This is a genomic window from Amycolatopsis sp. NPDC104775, from assembly GCF_055583325.1.
The window spans coordinates 183,470-205,374 of the sequence record NZ_JBVJOE010000008.1; the positions used below are offsets into that span (position 1 = coordinate 183,470).

Here is a 21,905-nt window from a genome sequence, read left to right on the forward strand (position 1 = left end):
GGCGGCCCCTCAGCGTTTCAGCTGCGTGTTGAGCCGCGCGGCCTGCCGGGTCAGGTGATCGCGCTCAGCGACGTTCGGTGCCTTCTCCGCCGCTTCGCGGTACAGCCGGGCGGCGGTGGCGAGGTCTCCGTCGCGTTCGTGGAGGTAGGCCGCCACGGCGTGGTGCCGGGGCAGTTTGTCGTCCAGTTCCGCCAGCGCTTTCAACCCGGCCCGAGGTCCGTCCGCCTCGCCGACCGCGACGGCCCGGTTGAGCCGGACGATCGGACTGTCGGTCAGCGCGAGCAGTTCGTCGTACCACTCGACGATCTGCACCCAGTCGGTCTCCTCCGCGGCGAGAGCGTCGGCATGCAGCGCGGCGATCGCGGCCTGGGCCTGGTACTCGCCGAGCTGGTCGCGGGCCAGCGCCGCCTGGAGGATGTCGACGCCCTCCGCGATCAGCCGGGTGTCCCAAGCGCCGCGGTCCTGTTCGGCGAGCGGCACGAGGCTGCCGTCCGGCTTCGTCCGCGCGGCCCGGCGGGCGTGGTGCAGCAGCATCAAGGCGAGCAGACCGGCCACTTCCGGATGATCGAATCCCGCCGCGAGCTGCCGGGTCAGCCGGATGGCTTCGGCGGCGAGGTCGACTTCGCCCGAGTAGCCTTCGTTGAACACCAGATACAGCACGCGCAGCACGGTCGCGACGTCACCGGGCGCGTCGAACCGCACGCCGGACACGGTCCGCTTCGCCCGGCTGATCCGTTGCGCCATCGTCGCTTCCGGCACGAGATACGCCTGCGCGATCTGCTTCGTCGTCAACCCGCCGACCGCGCGCAACGTGAGCGCGACAGCCGAGGACGGCGTCAAAGACGGGTGTGCGCACAGGAAGTAGAGCTGGAGCGAATCGTCCACCGCGGACGCCGGACCGGGCGGCGGCTCGGCGTCCATCGCCACTTCCCGGCCCCGGCGCGAGGACTCCGACCGCGTGGCGTCGAGGAACCGGCGCCACGCGGCTGAAATGAGCCACGCCTTGGGGTCGCGCGGCGGATCGTCCCGCCACGCGTCCAGCGCGCGGATCAGCGCTTCCTGCACGGCATCCTCGGCCGACGCGAAGTCCGCTCCGCGCCGGACGAGGATGCCGATCACCGCGGGAACGAGTTCCCGCAGCAGTTCGTCGTTCATTCGGTCACCGAGGGCTGGACGCCGTAGCAGGGGCGCAGTTCGAGCCACTCGTGGATCGGCTTGCCGCCCGCGCCGGGAGCCGCGGACAGCTCGCCGGCCAGTTCGAGCGCGCGCTCGTAGCTGTCGACGTCGATGATCATCCAGCCCGCGATGACGTCCTTGGTCTCGGCGAACGGGCCGTCGGTGACCGGCGGGCGGCCCTCGCCGTCGTAGCGGACCCACGTGCCCTCCGAGGACAGCGCCTGCTCGCTGACGAACTCGCCGGTCTCCACGAGCCGGTCCGCGAAGTCGCGCATGTACTGGATGTGGGCGGTGACCTCTTCGGGCGTCCACTGGTCCATCGGGACGTCGTTCACCGAAGCCGGCGCGCCGCGGTAGTGCTTGAGCAGCAGGTACTTGGCCATCGTGGTTCTCCTCAATGCTGGTGGCGACCCCTTGTCGGCCACGTTCGCGCCAGGGACGGAGCCGTCCGCCCGTTCTCGACATCGCCCGGCGAGAGATTAGCGTCACACGATATTTGGTTGATGAATGCAAGCTTTTCGGGAACAGTTGTGTCGAGCAAGTAGTTGAGAGATACAAGCAAGTAGCTCGACAGCATTCAATCAGGCGCTGAGGGAGACCACCATGAGCGACACCGCCACTGCGGAAGGGGGCGCCACCACGAACGGACGGCTTTCACACCGGCAGATCCTCACGGTTCTGTCCGGACTGATGCTCGGCATGTTCCTGGCGGCCCTCGACCAGACCATCGTGTCCTCGGCGATGAAGACCATCGCCGACGAACTGCACGGACAAAGCCTGCAGGCCTGGGCCACCACCGCCTACCTGATCACCGCGACGCTTTCCACGCCGCTGTACGGCAAACTGTCCGACCTCTTCGGCCGCAAGCCGATGTACCTGACCGCGATCTCGCTGTTCCTCGCCGGTTCGCTGGCGAGCGCGATGGCCGGATCGATGTACGAACTGGCCGCGTTCCGCGCGTTCCAGGGGCTCGGCGCCGGCGGTCTGATGTCGCTCGCGCTGGCGATCATCACCGACATCACCTCGCCGCGGGAACGCAGCCGCTACCAGGGCTACTTCATGGCCGTGTTCGGCGTCTCCAGCGTCGCGGGCCCGGTCGTCGGCGGGTTCTTCGCCGGGCTCGACTCGTTCGCCGGACTGACCGGCTGGCGCTGGGTGTTCATGGTGAACGTCCCGATCGCGCTCGCCGCGCTGGTCGTCGTGAGCAAGGTGCTGAACCTCCCGCACACCCGGGTGGACCAGAAGGTCGACTTCCTCGGAGCCGGCGCGCTGACGCTGGGCCTCGTGCCGCTGCTGCTCGTCGCCGAGCAGGGCCGCGAATGGGGCTGGGGTTCGCCCGCGTCGCTGGCGATGTACCTGGTCGGCGCGCTCGGCGTGGCCCTGTTCATCCTGCAGGAACGCCGGATGGGCGACGCCGCCCTGCTGCCGTTGCGGCTCTTCCGCAGCGGGGTGTTCCGGGTGTCGACGATGGTCACCGTGATCCAGGGCATCGGGATGTTCGGCGCGATGATGTCGCTGCCGCTGTACCTGCAGATCGTCAAGGGCGCGACGCCGACCCAGGCCGGGCTGCAGATGCTGCCGCTCACCCTCGGGATCATGGTCGCGAGCCTCGGCAGCGGCCGGATCATCATCCGGACCGGCCGGTACAAGGGCTTCGCGGTCGCCGGGCTCGGCCTGATGGCCGCGGCGGTGTTCTCGTTCTCGATGATCGGCGTGGACACCGCGCTCGGCGTGGTCATGGCCATCGCGTTCGTGCTCGGACTCGGCCTCGGCTCGACCATGCAGACGCTGACCCTGGCCGCCACGAACGACGTCACGCCCCGCGACATCGGGGTCGCGACCTCGTCGGTGACGTTCTTCCGGCAGATCGGCGGCACGGCGGGCACCGCGGTGTTCCTGTCGATCCTGTTCAGCACGGTCGGCGACCGGATCGCGGCGGCGGTCCGCTCGGCGATGGCCTCCCCGGCCTACACCGCGGCGCTGGCGCAGCACCCGGAGTTCGCGCGGCAGCTGGCGGGCGGCGGGCTCGACGTGAACGACACCTCGTTCCTGGCGCACCTCGACCCGGTGCTCGCCCGGCCGATCCTGGAAGGGTTCTCCAGCTCGATGAGCACGGTGTTCCTGATCGGCGGCGCGGTGCTGACCGTCGGGTTCGCGCTGGTCTGGCTGCTGCGGGAGAAGCCGCTTTCGGACAAGTCGGCGATGGAGCAGCGCGCCGAGCAGGAAGCGGGCGAACTGGCCCTCGCGGGCTGAGCAGGCAGTAAAAAGGGCCGTCCACCTCTGCGGTGCACGGCCCTTTTTCGCGTAGCTCAGTGGTGCGCTTCGCCGTTGATCTCTTCCTTGGCGAGGCGGTCGGTCTCGCGCTCGTACGAGCGAGCGATCTCGGCCTCGGCCTCGGCGCGGCTCACCCACGACGAGCCCTCGACGCTCTTGCCCGGCTCGAGGTCCTTGTAGACCTCGAAGAAGTGCTGGATCTCGAGCTTGTGGAACTCGTTCAGGTGGTGGATGTCGCGCAGGTGCTCGAGGCGCGGGTCGTTCGTCGGGACCGCGAGGACCTTGTCGTCCGGGCCCTTCTCGTCGGTCATCCGGAACATGCCGATCGCGCGGCAGCGGATCAGGCAGCCGGGGAACGTCGGCTCCTGGACGAGCACGAGCACGTCGAGCGGGTCGCCGTCCTGTCCGAGCGTGTCGTCGATGAACCCGTAGTCGGCCGGGTACTGGGTCGCCGTGAACAGGGTCCGGTCGAGCTTGATCCGACCGGTCTTGTGGTCGACCTCGTACTTGTTGCGCTCCCCCTTGGGGATTTCGATCGTGACGTCGAATTCCACGGCCGTCCTCGCTGCTTCTTGACTCTCGGTGTCCCACGCGCTCGTGGGCGGCAACCTAATGACCTCGTTGACGTCACTAGTGTGGACTACGCCCCGTCGGCCGGTCGCGCCGATGTCGGCCAGACGGCATGTGAGCTTGGCCCCTCCGGGGGCGGGTGAGAAGGAGTGGTGGGTGCCGGAAAACGACCAGCCGAGGTGGCCCACGGGCGACGAGGACACCTCGTCGCAGGCGGACCGGGCGACCTCCCGCCTTCCCCTGCCCAAGCGCGACGCGGGGGCCACCGCGCAACTTTCCGTGCCCAATGTCACACCGGGCGACGGGCCGGGATCCTGGTTCAAGCCGAACGTCCCGCCCGAGGAAGTCCCCGGACTGAACGCGCCCTCGGACGCTCCCGTCACGCCGCCGGACCCGCCCCGGTCGAACCTCGCGGACCGGATGAGCGGCGCCGCTCCGTCGCGGCCCGAGGAACCGAAACCGCAGGCGCCGTGGGTGCCGGTGGAGGGGCCGACCCGGTTCGCGGCCGGGGTGCCGAAGCCGGGCGACAACGCGGCCCGGCCGGACGCTGAGGAGACGGTGCAGTCCTCGACCGTCGAGAAGACTTCCCAGCCCGCGCAGCAGCAGAGGCCGTCTGCGGAGCAGAACGTTTCGCCTGGTCAGGCTGGGCAGCAGCAGTCCACGCCCGCGTGGCAGGCCCCGCGGAAGCCGGGGAACTCGCTGTTCGAGCCCGCCGGGTCTGGTTCGGGGGCTTCGGGCGAGGGGCAGGGGTGGAAGCCGTTCCAGTCCGGCCAGCCTTCGGAGAACCAAGGGCAGCAGTTCGCCGCGTTCCGGGACGAAACGCCGGGAACGGGCGAGAACAACCAGGGCTGGGCGGCGTTCCGGCCGATCGTCGCGCGGGACGAGCAGGGGGAGGAGCCGCCGAAGGAGGGCTGGACCGCCTTCCGGAACGACTCGGGACCGGCTGGCCAGGACCAGCCCGGCCGGGACGGTAGCCAGCCGCGAGACAACCGTGGTGAGTCCGGATCGCCCGGCCAGGGTCAGCCTGGCCGGGAAGGGGGGCCGCAGGACAACCGGGCCCAGTCCGGTCGCCCTGAGAACGACTCCGGCCCGGCCGACTCCGAGCAGTGGTCGCAGCAGATTGAAATCCCGGTGCGTCCCGCCCTGCCCGAACCGCCGCCCGGCACCGTGCCATCGGCGAGTGGCAACCAGGTGCGGCCGATGCGGATCGACCCGTCCGGCGGGCAGTTCCCGGCGGAGGCCACGGTCGGGATTCCGCGTCCCGCCGAAGGCTTCCCGAGCGCGCAGGAGGGACCGTCCGAGGCCACCGTCGGCATTCCCCGGCCCGCGGAAGGCTTCGCGGAGCGCCCAGGTCCGGAGCAGATTCCGCCGCGCGCCGCCGCCGAGCAGTCGCCTCCGGAGCCGCCAGCCGGTGGCGGGCCGACCTCGCCCGCGGGCGACGAGCCTCGTCCAGAGGGGAAGAAGCCGCGCCGGAAGGTGCTGATCCTGGCGCTCGTCGTGCTGCTTCTGCTGGCCGCGGCGGGCGGTGCGTCGGCTGTGCCCGCCGTGTCCAACCGGCTCGGGTTGCCGTGGGCGCCGAACGCGCCGAAGGGCAGCGCGCCCGACCCCGCCGACGCCAGCCTCGCGCTGCACGGCCCGGACACCTCCGGCCAGGGACCGTCCGCGGCCGGAGTCGCCGCGAAGCTCTCCGGTCCTGCCGGTGCGGCGGCGCTCTCGCAGCTCAGCGGCAGCGTGATCGACCCGGCCAGCGGCACGGTGCTGTGGGACCACGCGTCGAACACCCCGCTGACCCCGGCGTCGACCACGAAAATCCTCACCGTTTCCGCGGCGCTGCTCGCGATGGAGCCGACCAAGCGGATCCCCACCAAGATCGTCCAGGGCGCGCAGCCGGGCACGGTCGTCATCGTCGGCGGCGGCGATCCGTCGCTGACCGCGCTCCCGGTCGGCACCGACTCGCCGCTCTACCCGGGCGCGGCGCACGTCGACGACCTCGTCAACCAGGTCAAGAAGGCTGGTGGCGAGGTCAAGAAGGTCCAGCTCGACGCGAGCGCCTACAGCGGTCCGAACACCGCGCCGGGCTGGGAGCCGGGTGACGCGCCGTCGCTGTACGGCGCCCCGATCGTCCCGGCCATGACCGACGGCGGCCGCGGCAACCCGAAGGCCGACGAGACCATGCGCTCGGGCAACCCGGGGACCGCGCTCACCCAGCTCGTCGCGGACAAGCTCGGCGCGAGCCCCGCCGGTGCCGCCAAGGCTCCGGAAGGGGCGAAGGTGCTCGGCGAGGTCCAGTCGGCCCCGCTGCCGGACCTCGCGTACGCGCTGCTGCAGATCTCCGACAACGTGCTCGCCGACGCGCTCGGCCGCCAGGTCGCCATGGCCACCGGCGGGGAGGCGTCGTTCGCCGGTGCCTCCGCCGCGGTGAAGAAGGTGTTGGCGGACCACGGTTTCGACGTCAACGGCCTTCAGCTGTTCGACACCAGCGGACTGTCCAATCAGAACAAGGTGCCGGCCAGGCTGCTGGCACAGGTGCTCGCCGCGGCGGCCGGTCCGGACGGCAAGGACCCGAACACGCCGAAGCTGCGTCCGCTGCTGGCCGGGCTGCCGGTCGCGGGCAGCCCGGAGGGCACCCTGCACGGCCGCTACCACTCGGGCGAAACCCAGGGCGGCAGGGGCTGGGTGCGCGCCAAGACCGGCACGCTCACCGGCGTCAACACCCTGGCGGGGTATGTGCTCGACAGCGACAACCGGGTGCTCGCGTTCGCGTTCATGTCCAACGGTTCGGAGAAGAACTCCGGACAGGCGGCGCTCGACGTGCTGGCGACGGCCTTGCGGGGCTGCGGCTGCAAGTGACCGCCGGGTAACCCGGCACTGCGCCGACTCGCTGAACCCGCTCGGCTGAACTGCCCACGATCGTGGACTGCCAGGTAGCGTCGGAGGGGTGAGCCAGGAAACCGAGACCCCGCGGCGGCCCATGGTCGATTGGGACCGGGCAGCCGCCACCGGCGCGCTGCTGGTGCGCGGCGGCCCGCAGGTCGCCCGAGGCGAGGCTGACCGCGCGGTCGTCGATCTGCGGGAGCTGACCGCCGAGGCGGAGGGGCACGTCCGCGAGCTGACCGGCCTCGGCCGCGACCTGCCGCTGCTGCCCGGCACCGTGGTGGACCGGCCGGGCTGGGTCCGGTCCGCGGCGTCCGGTCTCGGCGTGCTCACCGGCCGCGCGCTGCCCGCGGCGCAAGGCGGCCCGCTCGGCCCGATCCTGGCGTCCGGCGCGGGTGTGCAGACCGGGTTGGTGCTCGCGTTCCTGGCGTCCCGCGTGCTCGGTCAGTACGACCCGTTCGGCGGCCCGGAAAACAAGGGCGAGCTGCTGCTTGTCGCGCCGAACGTGGTGGCCGCCGAACGCGCGATGAAGGTGCCCGCCCACGATTTCCGGCTGTGGGTCTGCCTGCACGAATGCACGCACCGGCTGCAGTTCACCGCGGTGCCGTGGCTGCGCGACTACTTCGCCGACGAGGTCGAGCGGCTCGTGTCCGGTCTGGCGGAAAGCTCCACCGAGGGCCTGGCCGAGCTGGTCGGCCGGCTGCCCGACGCGCTGCGCAATCGCGGCAAGGGCGGCGGGATCGCCGAACTGCTGCAGTCGCCGAAGGAACGCTCGGTTTTCGACCGGCTGCTGGCGTTGTCGACGCTGCTGGAAGGTCACGCCGATTACGTGATGGACGCGGTCGGCCCGCAGGTGGTGCCTAGCGTCGAACAGATCCGGGAGCGGTTCACCGCGCGTCGCCAGGGCGGCGGGCTTTTCGACCGGCTGCTGCGCGCGGTGCTCGGCCTCGACGCGAAGATCCGCCAGTACGAGGAAGGCGCGAAGTTCACGCGGCACGTGGTCGACGCGGTCGGGATGGACGGGTTCAACAAGGTTTGGCGCTCGCCGAACACGTTGCCGACCCGCGCCGAGATCGCCGATCCCGCGGCCTGGGTGCGGCGCCTGCACGGGTGAGCGCGCTCGCCGCGGTCCGGACAGCGGTCCGCGATTTCCTTGCCACAGTCGCTGTTCCGGGCGAAGTGTGCGTCGCGGTGTCGGGTGGCGCGGACTCCCTGGCGCTCGCTGAAGCGACGGCGTACGTGCTTCGGCATCGAGACGTCCGTACGCGGGCGCTCGTCGTCGACCACGGCCTTCAAGCCGATTCAGCCGTCGTTGCCGCCGAAGCGGCGACGGTGGTGAAGGGCCTCGGCATCGATGTGGTCGAAGTGCATGCCGTACACGTCGTCGGCAAAGGCGGTCCCGAAGCAGCCGCGCGCGCTGCGAGGTACCACGCCCTGCGCGAAGCGTTGCCAGCCGGCGAAGGGCTCGTACTGCTCGGCCACACTCAAGACGACCAAGCCGAGACAGTGCTGCTCGGGCTAGGCCGCGGCTCCGGGCCGCGGTCGCTGGCGGGCATGCGTCCGCACGATCCGCCGTGGGGCCGTCCGCTGCTCGGCATCACGCGCGCGCAAACCGTCGCCGCGTGCACGGAACTTGGCTTGGAGCCGTGGCAAGACCCGCACAACGCTGATCCGCGCTTCACTCGCGTACGGCTGCGTACGGAAGCACTGCCACTACTGGAGGACGTGCTGTCGGGTGGAGTCGCTCCAGCTTTAGCCCGTACGGCCGCACAGCTGCGCGAGGACACCGAGGCGTTGGACACACTCGCCGCGCGCGTCCACGAGCGCGCGGTGCGCGAAGACGACCTCGACGTAGCTGTGCTGGCGGCCGAACCCGCTGCGCTGCGCAGACGGGTTCTCCGCAGGTGGCTGCTGGACTCCGGGGTCCGCGAACTGACCGACGCGCACCTGCGTTCGGTCGACGCGCTCGTGGCCCGTTGGCGGGGTCAGGGCGGGGTGTGGCTGCCGGGCAACTTGGAGGCTCGACGGCGGCGTGGCAGGCTCTCGCTTGCCGGACCCGAACCCACCACCCGAGGGGAATGACCCGTGTACGAGGGCGAGATCGCCTCCGTGCTCATCACCGAGCAGCAGATCAAAGACAAGATCGCGGAGCTGGCGGCGAAAATCGCCGCGGACCATCCGGAAAACGGCCAGGGCGACCTTCTCCTGGTCGGCGTCCTCAAGGGCGCCGTCATGTTCATGACCGACTTCGCGCGGGCGCTTCCGGTGCCGACGCAGCTGGAGTTCATGGCCGTGTCGTCCTACGGGTCTTCGACCTCGTCGTCGGGGGTGGTGCGGATCTTGAAGGACCTCGACCGCGACATCGCCGGGCGCGACGTGCTCATCGTCGAGGACATCGTCGACTCCGGGCTCACCCTGTCCTGGCTGCTGAAAAACCTGGCGAGCCGGAACCCGGCCTCGCTCGAGGTCGTCTCGCTGCTGCGCAAGCCGGAAGCCGTGAAGGTCGAGGTGCCGGTCAAGTACATCGGCTTCGACATCCCCAACGAGTTCGTCGTCGGCTACGGCCTCGACTACGGCGAGCGCTACCGCGACCTGCCCTACATCGGCACGCTCGATCCGCACGTCTACACGTCCGGATAGTCCGGATCGTCCCGTCTCGCGAGAAACCTTTCGGGTGCGGAACCCGGAAGCCCGAAATCGCGTCATAGGGCTCGACCAGGTGCGTTAACCTATGCGAAGACCTATTGCCATGCGGACGAGTGACACCAGCCGACGGGCTGGTCCTCGCGCGGGGGAACGGAGAGAGGGCAGATGGGCAACAACAGCTCGGCGGATGCCGCGGCGTTCAAGAACGCCGCTGTCAACGGCCAGGTCGGAATCGACCCGGATGCCGCGCAGACCGTGCTGAAGAAGATCCGGACCGGACGGGACGCGATCGAAGCTCTCCTGAACAGCGCGGGCACGCTCGCGCAGCCGCCGAAGCTCGGCGCGAACCCGGTCGGCAAGGCGATGGCGACCAAGTTCGTGCAGCGCGCCGACGGCGGCGGCGACTCCTACTCCTCCGCGCTGCAGAACCTGCTCGGCCAGTACCAGGCGGCGGAGGAGGGCATCGTCGCGGCGATGGCCCGCTACCACGAGATCGACCAGTCCGCCGGCGACCCGTTCCGCAACAAGGCCTGACGTCCTAGGGGGATCACGCAGTCATGGCACCGAACACCACCACCTCGGCCCCCGACGGGTCGGGCTACAACACTTCCGGCTACGGCACCTCGTCGTCGGCCCCCGCGCCCGGCTCCGTCGTCGCGATGGGCTCGAACTCGGCGACTAACGACATCGTCGCCTCCGCGCGCAACAGCTCCGGCGGCTTCGAGATCGGCGGCGACCGCGCCATCAGCAACCCGCCGAACTGGCAGGCGCAGGAAAGCCACCAGCTCTACGTCGGCGCGACCACGGACAACGACCCGGGCACCGCCGAGGCCACCGGGCAGCACTGGGCCAAGCACGGCACCGAGCTCAAGCAGGCGTCCGACGACCTGTACAACGCGATCACCGAACTGGGCAACGTCTGGGTCGGCCAGGGCGCGGCGAGTGCGCAGGGCGCGCTCGTGGCGATCGCCAACTCGGGCACGCAGGCGTCCGACGCCGCGCACACGATGGCCGACCGGCTCGCCCGGCAGGCCGCCGCGGCCGCCGAGGTCAAGAAGATGCCCGCCCCGCGCGACTACGACCCGAAGCAGGCCATGGCGGCCGCGCTCGCGGGCGGTCCGGCCGCGCTGGCCGCGGACCAGAAGGCGCAGGCGGACGCCGCGAACGACGTCAAGGCGCAGCAGGTCGCGTTCTTCAACGCCTACACCCAGGCGATGAGCGAGGTCGACGGCTCCACCCCGAGCTTCGGCCCGGACTCGCTCGGCATGAAGCCGACCGCGACGCACTTCAACGGCAACTCGTTCAACAACGTCGGCAACATCGGCCACACCGACGCCGCTGGCGCGCTCGGTTCCCCGGCCAGCTTCGGCACGGTGGGCGCGCACGGCGCGGTCCCCGGCGCGGGAGTCGCCGGGCACGGAGCCCCGGCGCACGTCTCGGCCGACTCGGGCAAGTACGGAACCGCCGGTTTCGAGGGCGGCGGAGGGCTCGCCGCGGGTGCCGGTGTCGGCGTTGGCGCCGGTTCCGGCGTTGGCGCGGCTCCGGTCGCCGCCGCGCCCGCGAGCACGGGCGGCAGCGGGGTGGGCGCGGCGCTCGGCCTCGGCGCCATCGGCGCGGGTGCCGGGTTCGCGGGCGGCAAGCTCGGCGAGGGCAACCGCAGCGGTTCGCGCAAGGAAGAAGAGAACAAGACCTCCGCGGCGTCCGAGCACCAGAGCGGGCAGAGCGCCGCGTCGGCGGCTCCGCAGCAGCAGGGCGTCGTCCCGGCGAGCGGCACCATCGGCCAGTCGCAGGGCGGCATGAGCCCGATGGGCGGCATGGGCGGAGCGGGCGCGCACGGCGCCGGCGAAGAGGACGAGGAGCACACGCACGCCTCGTTCCTCATCGAGCCGGACCCGGACGACGCGTTCGGGGCCAACCAGGCCACCCCGCCGCCGGTCATCGGCGCGTGGTCGGACGACGACAACTGACGCAGTGCTCGCGGGCGCGTGACCGGACGGGTCACGCGCCCGCGAGCGTTCGCAAACACTTGGGGTAGGGGGTTGGTCGATGCCGAACGCGGAGCTGCTCGCGCCGATCGAGGTGGACTTCCTGTGGGAGTCGGCCGGGATGGGCGAGCTGCCGTATCCGCTGCGGATCCGTTCGCACGGCGCGACGATGGACGAGCGTTCGGCGCTGCGCACGCGCACGCTCGGCGCACTCGCTGACCGCGGGCTCGCCGACGACCGCGGCAGGCCGGCTCCGCACGTCGAGGACTACTTCGGCATCCTCGCCTCGCCGGACGTCAGCCTCGACACCGTCCAGCTGCTCGACCCGAACGGCGAACCGCTGCTCGCGGTCGCGGGAAGCCTGAACGGCGAGGGCCTGTTCGCCGTGCAGGACCAGCGCGGGCTGCACCTGCACCCGTGCGCGCCGGACGGCCTGGCCACGGCGATCATCTCGCTCCTGCCGGGCGCTCCGCGCGGGACCGAGAAGTCGATCACCGTGCCGCTGGAACAGCTGGTCGGCGCTTCGGGCGTCGACTTCATGCAGCGGCGCGGCAATCAGGTGGACGCCTCCGGCCGCGCGAGCGTGGACGAGGACCGCAAGGCACTCGCCCGGTTGCACGCCCAGCAACGCCTGCGCGGCGGCCAGATCGGCGCGAACGCCCGCAGCCGGCTCGGCGGCCGCAGCCGGTCGGCGGTGCTGAGCTGGTTCGACACCGAAACCGGCCGGTACTTCACGCAGGCGAGCCAGGGCCACGACGGACGAGACTGGATCACCATCGCGCCCGCCGACCCGGCGACGCTGCGGCACCGGCTCGGCGAAATGCTCGCCGGGGTGGCCGATCAGGCCAGCGCGGGCGCGTTCTGACCCGCTCGGGCCAGCACGGTTCCCACTCGGTGCCACGCGGCCCGCTGTCGCTCGATGTCCCTGGCGGCACCACGCGCGAGGCTGCCGAGCGAACCCCAACGCCACCTTGGGTGCGCGGGACGCGCCCAAAGTGGCCTCGGGGCGCTTGAAGACCGCGGATCCGGCGCTACGCTGGGCCGGGAAATCGTTGACCGGAGGGTGAGCAGCACCGGATGCACCAAGAGTTCTTCTCGCCGCTGGCGTTCGACTTCCTCTGGGAGTCGATGGAGCTGGGCGAGCTGCCCTATCCGCTGCGCGTGCGCTCGCACGGCGCGACCGAGGACGAGCGCGTGTCGCTGCGGCACCGGGTCGACACCGAGCTGAAAGCCCGCGGCGTCCGCGATTCCCACGGCCGGGTCGATCCCGACGTCGAGGAGTGGCTGACGCTGCTCGCCCGTGCCCCACATTCCATCGACGCGCTGCACATTCCGCAGTTCGAGGCGCATCCAGTCGCGCTGCTCGCCGCGGGCGACGAGCGCACCGGCGTGGTCGCGATCCAGGACGCCGACGGCATCTGGCTGCGTGCGATCCCGGCGGACGCGCTGGTGTCCACGATCGTCGAACTGCTACCGGGCGGTCCGCGCGGAAGTGAGGCGTCGGTCACGCTTCCGCTGGACGAGGCGCTGCACACCCCGCCGATCCGGGTTCCGGTCTCCGCGGGCGGCGGCCAGCCCGAGGAGAAGGGCGGACGGCGGACGCGGCGGCAGTCGCTCAGCGAACGCGCCACGGTCGACCCGCGCGAGACCTACGGGCTCATCGCGGGCCAGCCGCGGCTGCGCGGAGGTCAGCTGGCAGCGAACAGCCGATCGCAGCTGGGAGTGCGGCAGCGGTCCCGGGTGCTGGGCTGGTTCGACACCGCCACGGGACGGTATTTGAGCTTGTCGAGGGCGGGTTCGGACGGCCGCGAATGGGTCACCGTCGCCCCGGCGGACCCGGCGACGCTGCGCAGCAGGCTGGGTGAAATGGTGGCTTCGGTGGCGGTGGACACCCGCTAGCCGGGCGACCTCTCGTCCCGGAACGGGAACCCTCGCGCGGGATTGGCCGTTGACCTGCGAGAGGCTCGCCAGGCTTCCCCGCCCGCCCGGACGGTACCCTGGTGGGACGGGCGCCCAGCGGCGCCCACGGCTTGTCAAGATCGCGATGGCGGGTATCACAGGAGCCGCCCAACCAGGGAGGGTCGAGGCCGCAAGGGCCGAGTCGTATGAACCGGAAGAGCGTGCTCAGGAACCCACTGCTGTGGATCGTCGCGGGGTTGCTGGCGTTGTTCGCCTACAACACGATCTTCGACAGCGATCGTGGCTACACCCAGGCTCCTATCTCCACGGCGATGCAGCAGGTCAAGGCTGGACATGTCAAGGAAGCGAGTCTCGAGGACAAGGAGCAGCAGCTCAAACTGCTGCTCACGCAGCCGATCGACATCGACGGCCAGCAGGCCGACAAGGTCGTCGCGCAGTTCCCCGGCGGTGCGACCGACGACATCTACAAAGAGCTGCTCGGCGCGAACGTCGACAACCAGGCGAACCACCCGATCAAGTTCACCACCAAGGTCACCCAGCAGAGCCTGCTGACCCAGATCCTGATCTTCGCGATCCCGCTGGCGCTGGTGCTCGGCCTGCTGATGTGGATGATGAACAACGCACAGGGCGGCGGGAACCGCGTCCTGAACTTCGGCAAGTCGAAGGCGAAGCAGCTCAACAAGGACATGCCGAAGACGACCTTCGGCGACGTCGCGGGCGCTGACGAAGCGGTCGAAGAGCTGTACGAGATCAAGGACTTCCTGCAGAACCCAGCGCGCTACCAGGCGCTCGGCGCGAAGATCCCCAAGGGCGTTCTGCTCTACGGGCCGCCCGGCACCGGCAAGACGCTGCTCGCGCGCGCTGTCGCGGGCGAGGCGGGCGTGCCCTTCTACACGATCTCCGGTTCGGACTTCGTCGAGATGTTCGTCGGTGTCGGTGCGTCGCGGGTCCGCGACCTGTTCGAGCAGGCGAAGCAGAACGCGCCGTGCATCATCTTCGTGGACGAGATCGACGCGGTCGGCCGCCAGCGCGGCGCCGGCCTCGGCGGCGGCCACGACGAGCGCGAGCAGACGCTGAACCAGCTGCTGGTCGAGATGGACGGCTTCGACGCTCGCGGCGGCATCATCCTGATCGCGGCCACCAACCGGCCGGACATCCTCGACCCGGCGCTGCTGCGCCCCGGCCGGTTCGACCGGCAGATCCCGGTGTCCGCGCCGGACCTGCTCGGCCGCAAGGCGATCCTCGAGGTGCACGCCAAGGGCAAGCCGATCGCGCAGGGCACCGACCTGACCGGGCTGGCCAAGCGCACCGTCGGCATGTCCGGTGCGGACCTGGCCAACGTGCTGAACGAGGCCGCGCTGCTCACCGCCCGCGAGAACGGGCACGTGATCACCGACGCCGCGCTCGAGGAATCGGTCGACCGGGTGGTCGGCGGTCCCGCGCGCAAGAGCCGGATCATCTCCGAGAAGGAGAAGAAGATCACCGCCTACCACGAGGGCGGGCACGCGCTCGCCGCGTGGGCGATGCCGGACATCGAACCGGTGTACAAGCTGACGATCCTGCCGCGCGGCCGCACCGGCGGGCACGCGCTGCTGGTGCCCGAGGACGACAAGCAGCTGATGACCCGGTCGGAGATGATCGGGCGGCTGGTGTTCGCGATGGGCGGCCGCACGGCCGAGGAGCTCGTGTTCCACGAGCCCACCACCGGTGCGTCGTCCGACATCGAGCAGGCGACGAAGATCGCCCGCGCGATGGTCACCGAATACGGCATGAGCGCGCGGCTGGGTGCGGTGAAGTACGGCCAGGAGCAGGGCGACCCGTTCCTCGGCCGGTCCGCGGGACGCCAGGCCGACTACTCGCTCGAGGTGGCGCACGAGATCGACGAGGAGGTGCGCAAGCTCATCGAGACCGCGCACACCGAGGCGTGGCACGTGCTCAACACCTACCGCGACGTGCTCGACAACCTGGTCATGGAGCTGCTGGAGAAGGAAACGCTGCAGCGCAAGGACCTGGAGCGGATCTTCGCGACGGTCGAGAAGCGCCCGCACATCACCGTCTTCAACGAGTTCGGCGAGCGCACGCCGTCGGACAAGCCGCCGATCAAGACCCCGGGCGAGCTGGCGATGGAGCGCGGCGAGCCGTGGCCGCCGCCGGCTCCGGAGAAGGAGAAGCCGGCTCTGCAGCCCGCTCCGACCCCGGTCGGCACCGCGCCGGGCGCGGGCGAGCTGCCGGGCGGCCCGCCGTACCCGGCTCCGGACCCGAACGCGAACCCGTACGCCCCGCCGCCCAACGGCGGACGTCCGGGCGGGCCGAACGGCACCGGCCGCTGGGGCCAGCCGTATGGTGGTCAGCAGCAGCCGGGCGGTCCGGCGGGCGGCGGCTACCAGCCCGGTGGCCCGGGCGGTGCGCAGAGCGGACCGCCGAACTACGGGGCGCCTCCGGGCTGGACCCCGGCGACGTCCCCGGGCGGCCAGCAGCCGTGGCGCCCCGCCGAAGACCGTCCGCGTGAGCAGGGCTGGTTCGCCGACGGCGCGAACGGCCAGCAGCCGGACGAGGGGCAGCATCGGCGTGACGTCGACGGATCAGACAAGCAGTAAAGACGGCATCCGCCCGGTCTTCGATTCCGACCGGGCGGAGCGTGCCATTCGCGAGCTGCTGCTCGCCTGCGGCGAAGACCCGGATCGGGAAGGTCTCCAGGACACCCCGGCCCGGGTCGCTCGCGCTTACCGGGAAATGTTCGCCGGCCTCTACACCGATCCGGACGAGGTGCTGGCGCGGACGTTCGACGAATCGCACGAGGAGCTCGTGCTCGTCACGGACATCCCGATGTACTCCAACTGTGAACACCACCTCCTGCCCTTCCACGGGGTAGCCCACGTCGGCTACATCCCGAACGGCGAGGGCAAGGTCACCGGGCTGTCGAAGCTGGCCCGGCTGGTCGATCTCTACGCTCGCCGTCCGCAGGTGCAGGAGCGGCTCACCTCGCAGATCGCCGACGCGCTGGTGCGGAAGCTGGAGCCGCGCGGCGTGATCGTGGTCGTCGAGGCTGAGCATCTGTGCATGTCGGTGCGCGGGATCCGCAAGCCGGGTTCGCGGACCACCACGTCGGCGGTGCGCGGGATGCTGCGCTCGTCGGCGACGTCGCGGGCCGAGGCGATCGAGCTGATCCGGGGGCGCCGGTGATCCCCCGGCCGGGGCGGTGCGCCGTGATGGGCGTGCTGAACGTGACGCCGGATTCGTTCTCCGACGGCGGCCGTTACCTCGATCTGGACCAGGCGCTGGAGCACGCGCGCGAGATGTGGGCGCGCGGCGCGGACCTGATCGACGTCGGCGGCGAATCGACGCGGCCGGGCGCTTCGCGGGTGGACGCGGAGACCGAGGCCGCGCGGATCTTGCCGGTGATCCGGCAGCTGGCTTCCGAGGGTGTCGTGCTGTCGGTCGACACCACGCGGGCCGCGGTCGCGGAAGCCGCGGTGGCGGCTGGCGCGAAGGTGATCAACGACGTGTCCGGCGGGCTCGCCGATCCGGCGATGGCGCGGGTCGCGGCGGAGACCAAGGCACCGTGGGTGTTGATGCACTGGCGCGGGCACAGCAAGGACATGAACGCGCTGGCCACGTACACCGATGTCGTCGCCGAGGTGCGCGCCGAGCTGCTGCATCGGGTCGACGAGGCGCTCGCGGCCGGGGTTTCGGAAAGCGAGATCGTGCTCGACCCCGGCCTCGGGTTCGCGAAGCACGCCGAGCACGACTGGGCGTTGCTGCACGGGCTGGGTGCGTTGCTGGGCTTGGGTTTCCCGGTTTTGGTCGGTGCTTCGCGCAAACGTTTCCTCGGCCGGTTGCTGGCCGGGAAGGACGGGGTGCCGAGGCCGCCGGACGGCCGCGAGGTCGCCACCGCGTCGATCTCGGCGCTGGCCGCGGCGGCGGGCGCCTGGGGCGTGCGGGTGCACGAGGTGGGGGCATCACTGGACGCCGTGGCGGTGGCCGCGGCCTGGCAGCAAGGACGGGCCGATGGCTGACCGCATCACGCTCACCGGACTGCGCGTGTTCGGCCGGCACGGGGTCTTCGAGCACGAGAAGCGGGATGGCCAGGAATTCGGTATCGACATCGTCGCGTGGCTCGACCTCGGGCCTGCCGCGGCGTCGGACGACCTGACCAAAACCCTGCACTACGGCGAGCTGGCCGAGCTGGCGGCGGGGATCGTCGCCGGTGAGCCGTACGACCTGATCGAAAGCGTCGCCGGGAAGATCGCCGACGAGGTCATGCGCGACGACCGGCTGACCGCCGTCGAGGTCACCGTGCACAAGCCGGCCGCGCCGATCCCGCTGACCTTCGACGACGTCGCGGTCACCATCCGGCGGGAGCGGTGAGCCGCGCCGTCCTGTCGCTGGGCTCCAATCTCGGCGACCGGCTCGGTTACCTGCGCAGCGCGGTCGACGCGGTGCGCCCGGCGCTCGTCGCGGTGTCCGGGGTGTACGAGACGAAAGCCTGGGGCGTCGAGGACCAGCCGGATTTCCTGAACGCGCTGTGCATTGTCGACGACCCGGCGCGCGACCACTGGGCGTGGCTGCGCGCCGGGCAGGCGGCCGAACAGGCCGCGGGCCGGGTGCGCGAACTGCGCTGGGGCCCGCGGACGCTGGATGTCGACATAGTGACAGTGCAGGGTGTGACGTCGGAGGACCCGGAACTGCTGTTGCCGCACCCGGGGACTCCGGACCGGGCGAGCGTGCTGATCCCCTGGCTGGAGATCGACCCCGACGCCGAGGTCCCCGGGCACGGCCGGGCCGCCGACCTGCTCGCCCGGCTTCCGGAAGCCGATCGAGCGGGCGTCGTTCTGCGGCCCGACCTGACGCTGGCTTAAGCCGGGTTCGCCGACGCCGAGGCCCGCAACGCCGCCAGGAGGAACTGCTGCTCCTCCTGAGTGCTCGGGATCGGCGGCCAGCCGTTGATGGTCGCCAGCAGCTGCCAGTACCGCTCCGAACGCGGGTCCGCGCCTTCGCTGATGGTTTCGAACAGCTTGGTGCGGAATGCCGGATCGTCCGGGTCCTGACCGGGCCGGGCCGACGCCGTCGCGATGCGGTCAGCCAAAGCCCGCCCGGAGGAAGACTCCGGGGTCGCGCCCGCGTCGAGCGCCGTACGGGCTTCGGCGATCCACGCGAACCAGTGCTCCTGCTGCGCCTTCGTCGGGTGTTCGTACTCCCCGGCGGCCACGGTTTGCGCGTGCCGCGTGCTCATGTCCCGGATCAGCTGCCGGAAATCCGGGTCCTGCACGAGTTCCGCGAACTCGATCCAAGCCTCCAGCTGCTCCGGGGCCGGATCATCCGGAAGATCCGGTTTCGCCGAGCGCATCCGGGTGTAGAACTCGGTGTCGACGTCGAGCCCGTCGACCATTTCGTCCCAGAACTCGTCCACCAGACGGCGGCGTTCCTCGTCCGGCATTTGGGCGATGCGATTCATCAGTTTCACTTCCTCCAGCTCGGAATCACGTTTCAGCACCGCGCGCAATACCGCGCGGCGCAGCCGCAACCTACGGATCTGCTCGTCGAGCGCGTCGACATGGCTCGTCGCCAGGTCGCGTACCGTCGTCTCGCGCGCCAGTGCGCGGGACACGTCGGGCAGGCCGATGCCCAGCTCGCGCAGCGTCCGCACCAGCTCCAGCCGGGCGAGCGCGTGCGCGTCGTACAGCCGGTAGCCGGCTCCGGTCCGCTGCGTGGGCGGCAGCAGGCCCCCGTCGGAGTAGAACCGGATGGTCTTCACCGGCAGCCCGGTGCGCCGGGACAGTTCGCCGATGGTGAAGACCGTGGTGGCAGGCATGTCAGGCATCGTGGAGTCTCCAGTCGCTGGAGAGTCAAGCCTGCCAGAACGGGCTCGGTACGGTGGAGTCATGCACTTCACGCGGTCCCGGGACCTGGTCGTGGCCGCGGTCCTCGGCCTCGCCGCGGTCTACGTGCTGTTCCAGGCCGCCTACGGCGATCTGCCGCGGCTGCCGTTGCTCGCCGGGGTGACCTTCGCGGTGCTCGCGGTCGCCGAGGCGGGACTGGCGCTCTCGATCCGGTCGCGGATCAAATCGGGCCGGGTGCACGGCGAGGCGGTCGGGATCGCGAGGGCGGTCGCGCTCGCGAAGGCGTCGTCGCTGGCGGGGGCGTTTCTCGGTGGTGGCTGGGTGGCCGCGTTCGTCTACTCTTTTCCGCGACGTGACGAACTCGTCGCCGCGGCCTCGGACAGCAAGTCGGCGATCGTCGGGGCGGTGTCGTCGGCGCTGCTGGTAGCTGCCGGTTTGTGGCTCGAGCACTGCTGCCGGACGCCGCCGGAGGACCGTCGGACAACGACCGGTTAACGCTTCGATCCGGCCGCTCGAAGTACCGACTAGGTCTCATTCGGATCACTGGAAGGTACGGTGTCAGGCATGACTGGCGTGGGTGACGACTCGCACGGCCGCCGCCCTGGCAGGCCGTGGCTTGTCGTCGGATTGCTCCTCGCCGTCGGCGCCACCCTCGCATTGGTGCTCAGCGATGACCTCCGGTACCTCCGGCTCGGGATCGTCGCGGCGCTCTGGGCTGCCTTGATCGGCGCCTTCCTGGCTGTCCGGGCCCGCAAGAACGCGGCGCACAGCGAGGACGCGGTCGCCGAGGCGCAGGCGGTATACGAACTTGAGCTGGAACGCGAGATCGCGGCCCGGCGGGAGTACGAACTCGAACTCGAAACGGAAACGCGCGAGGCCGCGCAGGCACAATCGCGCGAAGAATTGGATGCGCTCCGTGCCGAAGTGGCTGCGCTGCGCGAAAGCCTGCAATCGCTGTTCGGCGGCGAGGTGCTGCTCGAACGCGTCGCGCTGACCGCGCAGGCGACTCGGATGCGTTCCCTGAACGACGATCAGCGGCTCGTTTCGGCTGGTGCGGAAACCAAGAACGGCAATGGCAAGAAACCGGCTCAGCTGCTCGCTCCGAAGAAGCCGGTGGTCGATGTTCCGGAGCGGCCGACCGAATTCATGGACCGGGTGGTCGACGCGGCTTCGGCGGAGCGTCGCCGGGCGCCGGTGAGCGGCGGAGCCAATGGCGCGCCGAAGACGAATGGGACTTCCGGTGCGAATGGCTCGATCAGTGCTGGATTGAACGGTTCCGGCCGCAACGGCGATCGTTCGACGCAGCTGCGCACTCAGCAGATGCCGCGGCTCAAGCCGAAGCGTCCGGAGCCGCCCGCCGAGCCGGAGCCGTTCGAGGACGACGTCGAGATGGAGAGCCCCGCGCCGCGCGGCGGTCGCGATCCTCGGGCCAACCTGGCGGAGGCGTTCGTTCCTCGCAGCGACGCTGGCTCGCACGAAGGACGCGCGAGCGTGGCGGATGCTTTCGCGGCGCGTGAGCCGCGGAACGGCGAGCCGCATGCTCGCGGTGGGGCGCGGGAGCCGCAGGCCGGTCCCCGGAGCGGTGCGGCGAAGCCGCGGGCGGACCGTGCGCCGGAGCCGTATGAAGCCGAGTTCCGTTCGGCGGGTGAGTCTGGATCGCACGTGATTCCGGAGCCGTTCGAGCAGGACAGTGTTGAGCGTGGGCCGCGCAAAGCGGCTGAACCGCTGCCTCGCGAGGCGGATCGGGTTCGGGACCCGCGCGGTGCGTTCGGTCCGGGCAAGGCAGCTCCGCGAGCGGCTCGGCCGCAGAATGACGTGCCGGAGCCGCCTCGTCGGCCGGTCGCCGACGCGCAGCCGACCCGGACTGTGCCGCCGGTGAGCAAGCCGGAGCCGGTGAAGGAAGAGCGTCCGGTGCCTCGGTTGGCGGCGCGGCCTGCTCCGAAGCGGGCCGAGGAAGCCGCTGAGCAGACTGCGATTTCCCGTCCGGCTGAGCCGCATCGGCATGCCGAGCCCGCCGCTAAGAAGGCCGGGCCGGAGAAGGCGGTGCCGGAGAAGGAGATCGTGGCTGAGCAGACGCGGGCTCCGTCTCGGTTGGAGCAGTTCTCTCGGTCGGATTTGTCGCCGCTGGCGGAGGACACGCCTACTGGGCGGCATGGTGCGCCGGGGGCGGAGGCGGTCAATCCGACGTTGCCCGAGTCGGTGCGGAGTGCGGTTGGCAGTGGGGCTGGCGGGCGGCGGCGTCGTCCGGAGGGGGAGTCGGTTTCGGCTCCGTCGTCGGGTGGGCGTCGGCGGCGTCCGGAGGGGGAGCCGCCTGCTTGGGAGACTGCTGGTGAGGAAGAGGCCGGGCATGGGCGGCGGTCTGCTGAGCCGGAGGCTTCGGCTGGGCACCATGCGTCTGGGCGGTCGGTGACGGAATTGCTTGCGGCTAATGGGAAGAAGGACGGGAGTCCTCGGCGGCGGCGTCGGGCGGAGGATTGAGTCCTCGGCTCGTCGCCTGGCGGCGACATTGCGCCTCGTGCGTGAGGGGCACCCCGAAGCTGGATTGTGACGACGGCGCGGGGGGGGGGGGGGGGGGGGGGGGGGGGGGGGGGGAAAACCCGCCGAGTTTCGCTGTCTCCTC

At 70.9% G+C, this 21,905-nt stretch carries 20 protein-coding genes; 16 read left to right on the top strand and 4 right to left on the bottom strand.

Annotated elements, in window-relative coordinates; translation table 11 throughout:
• Positions 1 to 9 precede the first annotated feature (9 nt).
• Complete coding sequence (locus ACZ63D_RS31410) at positions 10 to 1,155, bottom strand: RNA polymerase sigma factor (RefSeq protein WP_465357977.1); 1,146 nt, start codon at positions 1,153 to 1,155, stop codon at positions 10 to 12.
• A complete protein-coding gene (locus tag ACZ63D_RS31415) occupies positions 1,152 to 1,559 on the bottom strand; it encodes a YciI family protein (RefSeq protein ID WP_465357978.1) in 408 nt (135 codons plus the stop codon). The genes ACZ63D_RS31410 and ACZ63D_RS31415 overlap by 4 nt, the downstream gene beginning before the upstream one ends.
• A 220-nt stretch (positions 1,560 to 1,779) precedes the next feature.
• On the opposite strand from ACZ63D_RS31415, the gene ACZ63D_RS31420 reads away from it, so the two are divergent.
• On the top strand, positions 1,780 to 3,429 hold the full coding sequence (locus ACZ63D_RS31420; protein WP_465357979.1) for an MDR family MFS transporter: 1,650 nt from the start codon (positions 1,780 to 1,782) through the stop codon (positions 3,427 to 3,429).
• 56 nt (positions 3,430 to 3,485) lie between these two features.
• On the opposite strand, the gene ACZ63D_RS31425 is transcribed toward ACZ63D_RS31420, so the two are convergent.
• Entirely contained in the window at positions 3,486 to 4,004 is a 519-nt protein-coding gene (locus ACZ63D_RS31425) for an inorganic diphosphatase (RefSeq protein WP_020664239.1), read from the bottom strand.
• Between the two features lie 172 nt (positions 4,005 to 4,176).
• Between ACZ63D_RS31425 and dacB the strand changes: the two genes are divergently transcribed.
• The 13 genes from dacB (at position 4,177) to folK (ending at position 18,304) form a co-directional block, all read left to right on the top strand.
• Positions 4,177 to 6,870: a D-alanyl-D-alanine carboxypeptidase/D-alanyl-D-alanine endopeptidase gene (gene dacB, locus ACZ63D_RS31430; protein ID WP_465357980.1), complete on the top strand. Its 2,694-nt coding sequence runs from the start codon at positions 4,177 to 4,179 to the stop codon at positions 6,868 to 6,870.
• A 121-nt stretch (positions 6,871 to 6,991) separates the two neighbouring features.
• Positions 6,992 to 8,008: a zinc-dependent metalloprotease gene (locus ACZ63D_RS31435; RefSeq protein ID WP_465358180.1), complete on the top strand. Its 1,017-nt coding sequence runs from the start codon at positions 6,992 to 6,994 to the stop codon at positions 8,006 to 8,008.
• On the top strand, positions 8,005 to 8,976 hold the full coding sequence (tilS, locus tag ACZ63D_RS31440; protein ID WP_465357981.1) for a tRNA lysidine(34) synthetase TilS: 972 nt from the start codon (positions 8,005 to 8,007) through the stop codon (positions 8,974 to 8,976). The genes ACZ63D_RS31435 and tilS overlap by 4 nt, the downstream gene beginning before the upstream one ends.
• A 3-nt stretch (positions 8,977 to 8,979) precedes the next feature.
• A complete protein-coding gene (gene hpt / locus ACZ63D_RS31445; protein ID WP_378304206.1) occupies positions 8,980 to 9,534 on the top strand; it encodes a hypoxanthine phosphoribosyltransferase in 555 nt (184 codons plus the stop codon).
• 171 nt (positions 9,535 to 9,705) lie between these two features.
• Positions 9,706 to 10,074, top strand: a complete 369-nt coding sequence (locus ACZ63D_RS31450; protein ID WP_370933599.1) for a hypothetical protein — start codon at positions 9,706 to 9,708, stop codon at positions 10,072 to 10,074.
• 23 nt (positions 10,075 to 10,097) lie between these two features.
• On the top strand, positions 10,098 to 11,507 hold the full coding sequence (locus ACZ63D_RS31455) for a hypothetical protein (RefSeq protein WP_465357982.1): 1,410 nt from the start codon (positions 10,098 to 10,100) through the stop codon (positions 11,505 to 11,507).
• Positions 11,508 to 11,586: 79 nt separating this feature from the next.
• Positions 11,587 to 12,390: an ESX secretion-associated protein EspG gene (locus tag ACZ63D_RS31460; protein WP_465357983.1), complete on the top strand. Its 804-nt coding sequence runs from the start codon at positions 11,587 to 11,589 to the stop codon at positions 12,388 to 12,390.
• Positions 12,391 to 12,602: 212 nt separating this feature from the next.
• On the top strand, positions 12,603 to 13,424 hold the full coding sequence (locus ACZ63D_RS31465; protein ID WP_465357984.1) for an ESX secretion-associated protein EspG: 822 nt from the start codon (positions 12,603 to 12,605) through the stop codon (positions 13,422 to 13,424).
• Between the two features lie 206 nt (positions 13,425 to 13,630).
• A complete protein-coding gene (gene ftsH, locus ACZ63D_RS31470) occupies positions 13,631 to 16,042 on the top strand; it encodes an ATP-dependent zinc metalloprotease FtsH (protein WP_465357985.1) in 2,412 nt (803 codons plus the stop codon).
• Entirely contained in the window at positions 16,014 to 16,628 is a 615-nt protein-coding gene (folE, locus tag ACZ63D_RS31475) for a GTP cyclohydrolase I FolE (protein ID WP_465357986.1), read from the top strand. Before ftsH ends, folE begins: the two co-directional genes overlap by 29 nt.
• Positions 16,629 to 16,654: 26 nt before the next feature.
• On the top strand, positions 16,655 to 17,461 hold the full coding sequence (gene folP / locus ACZ63D_RS31480) for a dihydropteroate synthase (RefSeq protein ID WP_465357987.1): 807 nt from the start codon (positions 16,655 to 16,657) through the stop codon (positions 17,459 to 17,461).
• Positions 17,454 to 17,813 carry a dihydroneopterin aldolase gene (gene folB, locus ACZ63D_RS31485; protein ID WP_465357988.1) on the top strand — a complete coding sequence of 120 codons (360 nt, stop codon included), beginning with the start codon at positions 17,454 to 17,456 and terminating at the stop codon, positions 17,811 to 17,813. Before folP ends, folB begins: the two co-directional genes overlap by 8 nt.
• Complete coding sequence (gene folK, locus ACZ63D_RS31490) at positions 17,810 to 18,304, top strand: 2-amino-4-hydroxy-6-hydroxymethyldihydropteridine diphosphokinase (RefSeq protein WP_465357989.1); 495 nt, start codon at positions 17,810 to 17,812, stop codon at positions 18,302 to 18,304. The genes folB and folK overlap by 4 nt, the downstream gene beginning before the upstream one ends.
• On the opposite strand, the gene ACZ63D_RS31495 is transcribed toward folK, so the two are convergent.
• Positions 18,301 to 19,257, bottom strand: a complete 957-nt coding sequence (locus tag ACZ63D_RS31495) for a helix-turn-helix domain-containing protein (RefSeq protein WP_465357990.1) — start codon at positions 19,255 to 19,257, stop codon at positions 18,301 to 18,303. The genes folK and ACZ63D_RS31495 overlap by 4 nt on opposite strands.
• Positions 19,258 to 19,327: 70 nt before the next feature.
• On the opposite strand from ACZ63D_RS31495, the gene ACZ63D_RS31500 reads away from it, so the two are divergent.
• Both ACZ63D_RS31500 and ACZ63D_RS31505 read left to right on the top strand, forming a co-directional pair.
• Complete coding sequence (locus ACZ63D_RS31500; RefSeq protein ID WP_465357991.1) at positions 19,328 to 19,780, top strand: DUF3180 domain-containing protein; 453 nt, start codon at positions 19,328 to 19,330, stop codon at positions 19,778 to 19,780.
• 69 nt (positions 19,781 to 19,849) lie between these two features.
• Complete coding sequence (locus tag ACZ63D_RS31505; protein ID WP_465357992.1) at positions 19,850 to 21,763, top strand: DUF6779 domain-containing protein; 1,914 nt, start codon at positions 19,850 to 19,852, stop codon at positions 21,761 to 21,763.
• Positions 21,764 to 21,905 lie beyond the last annotated feature (142 nt).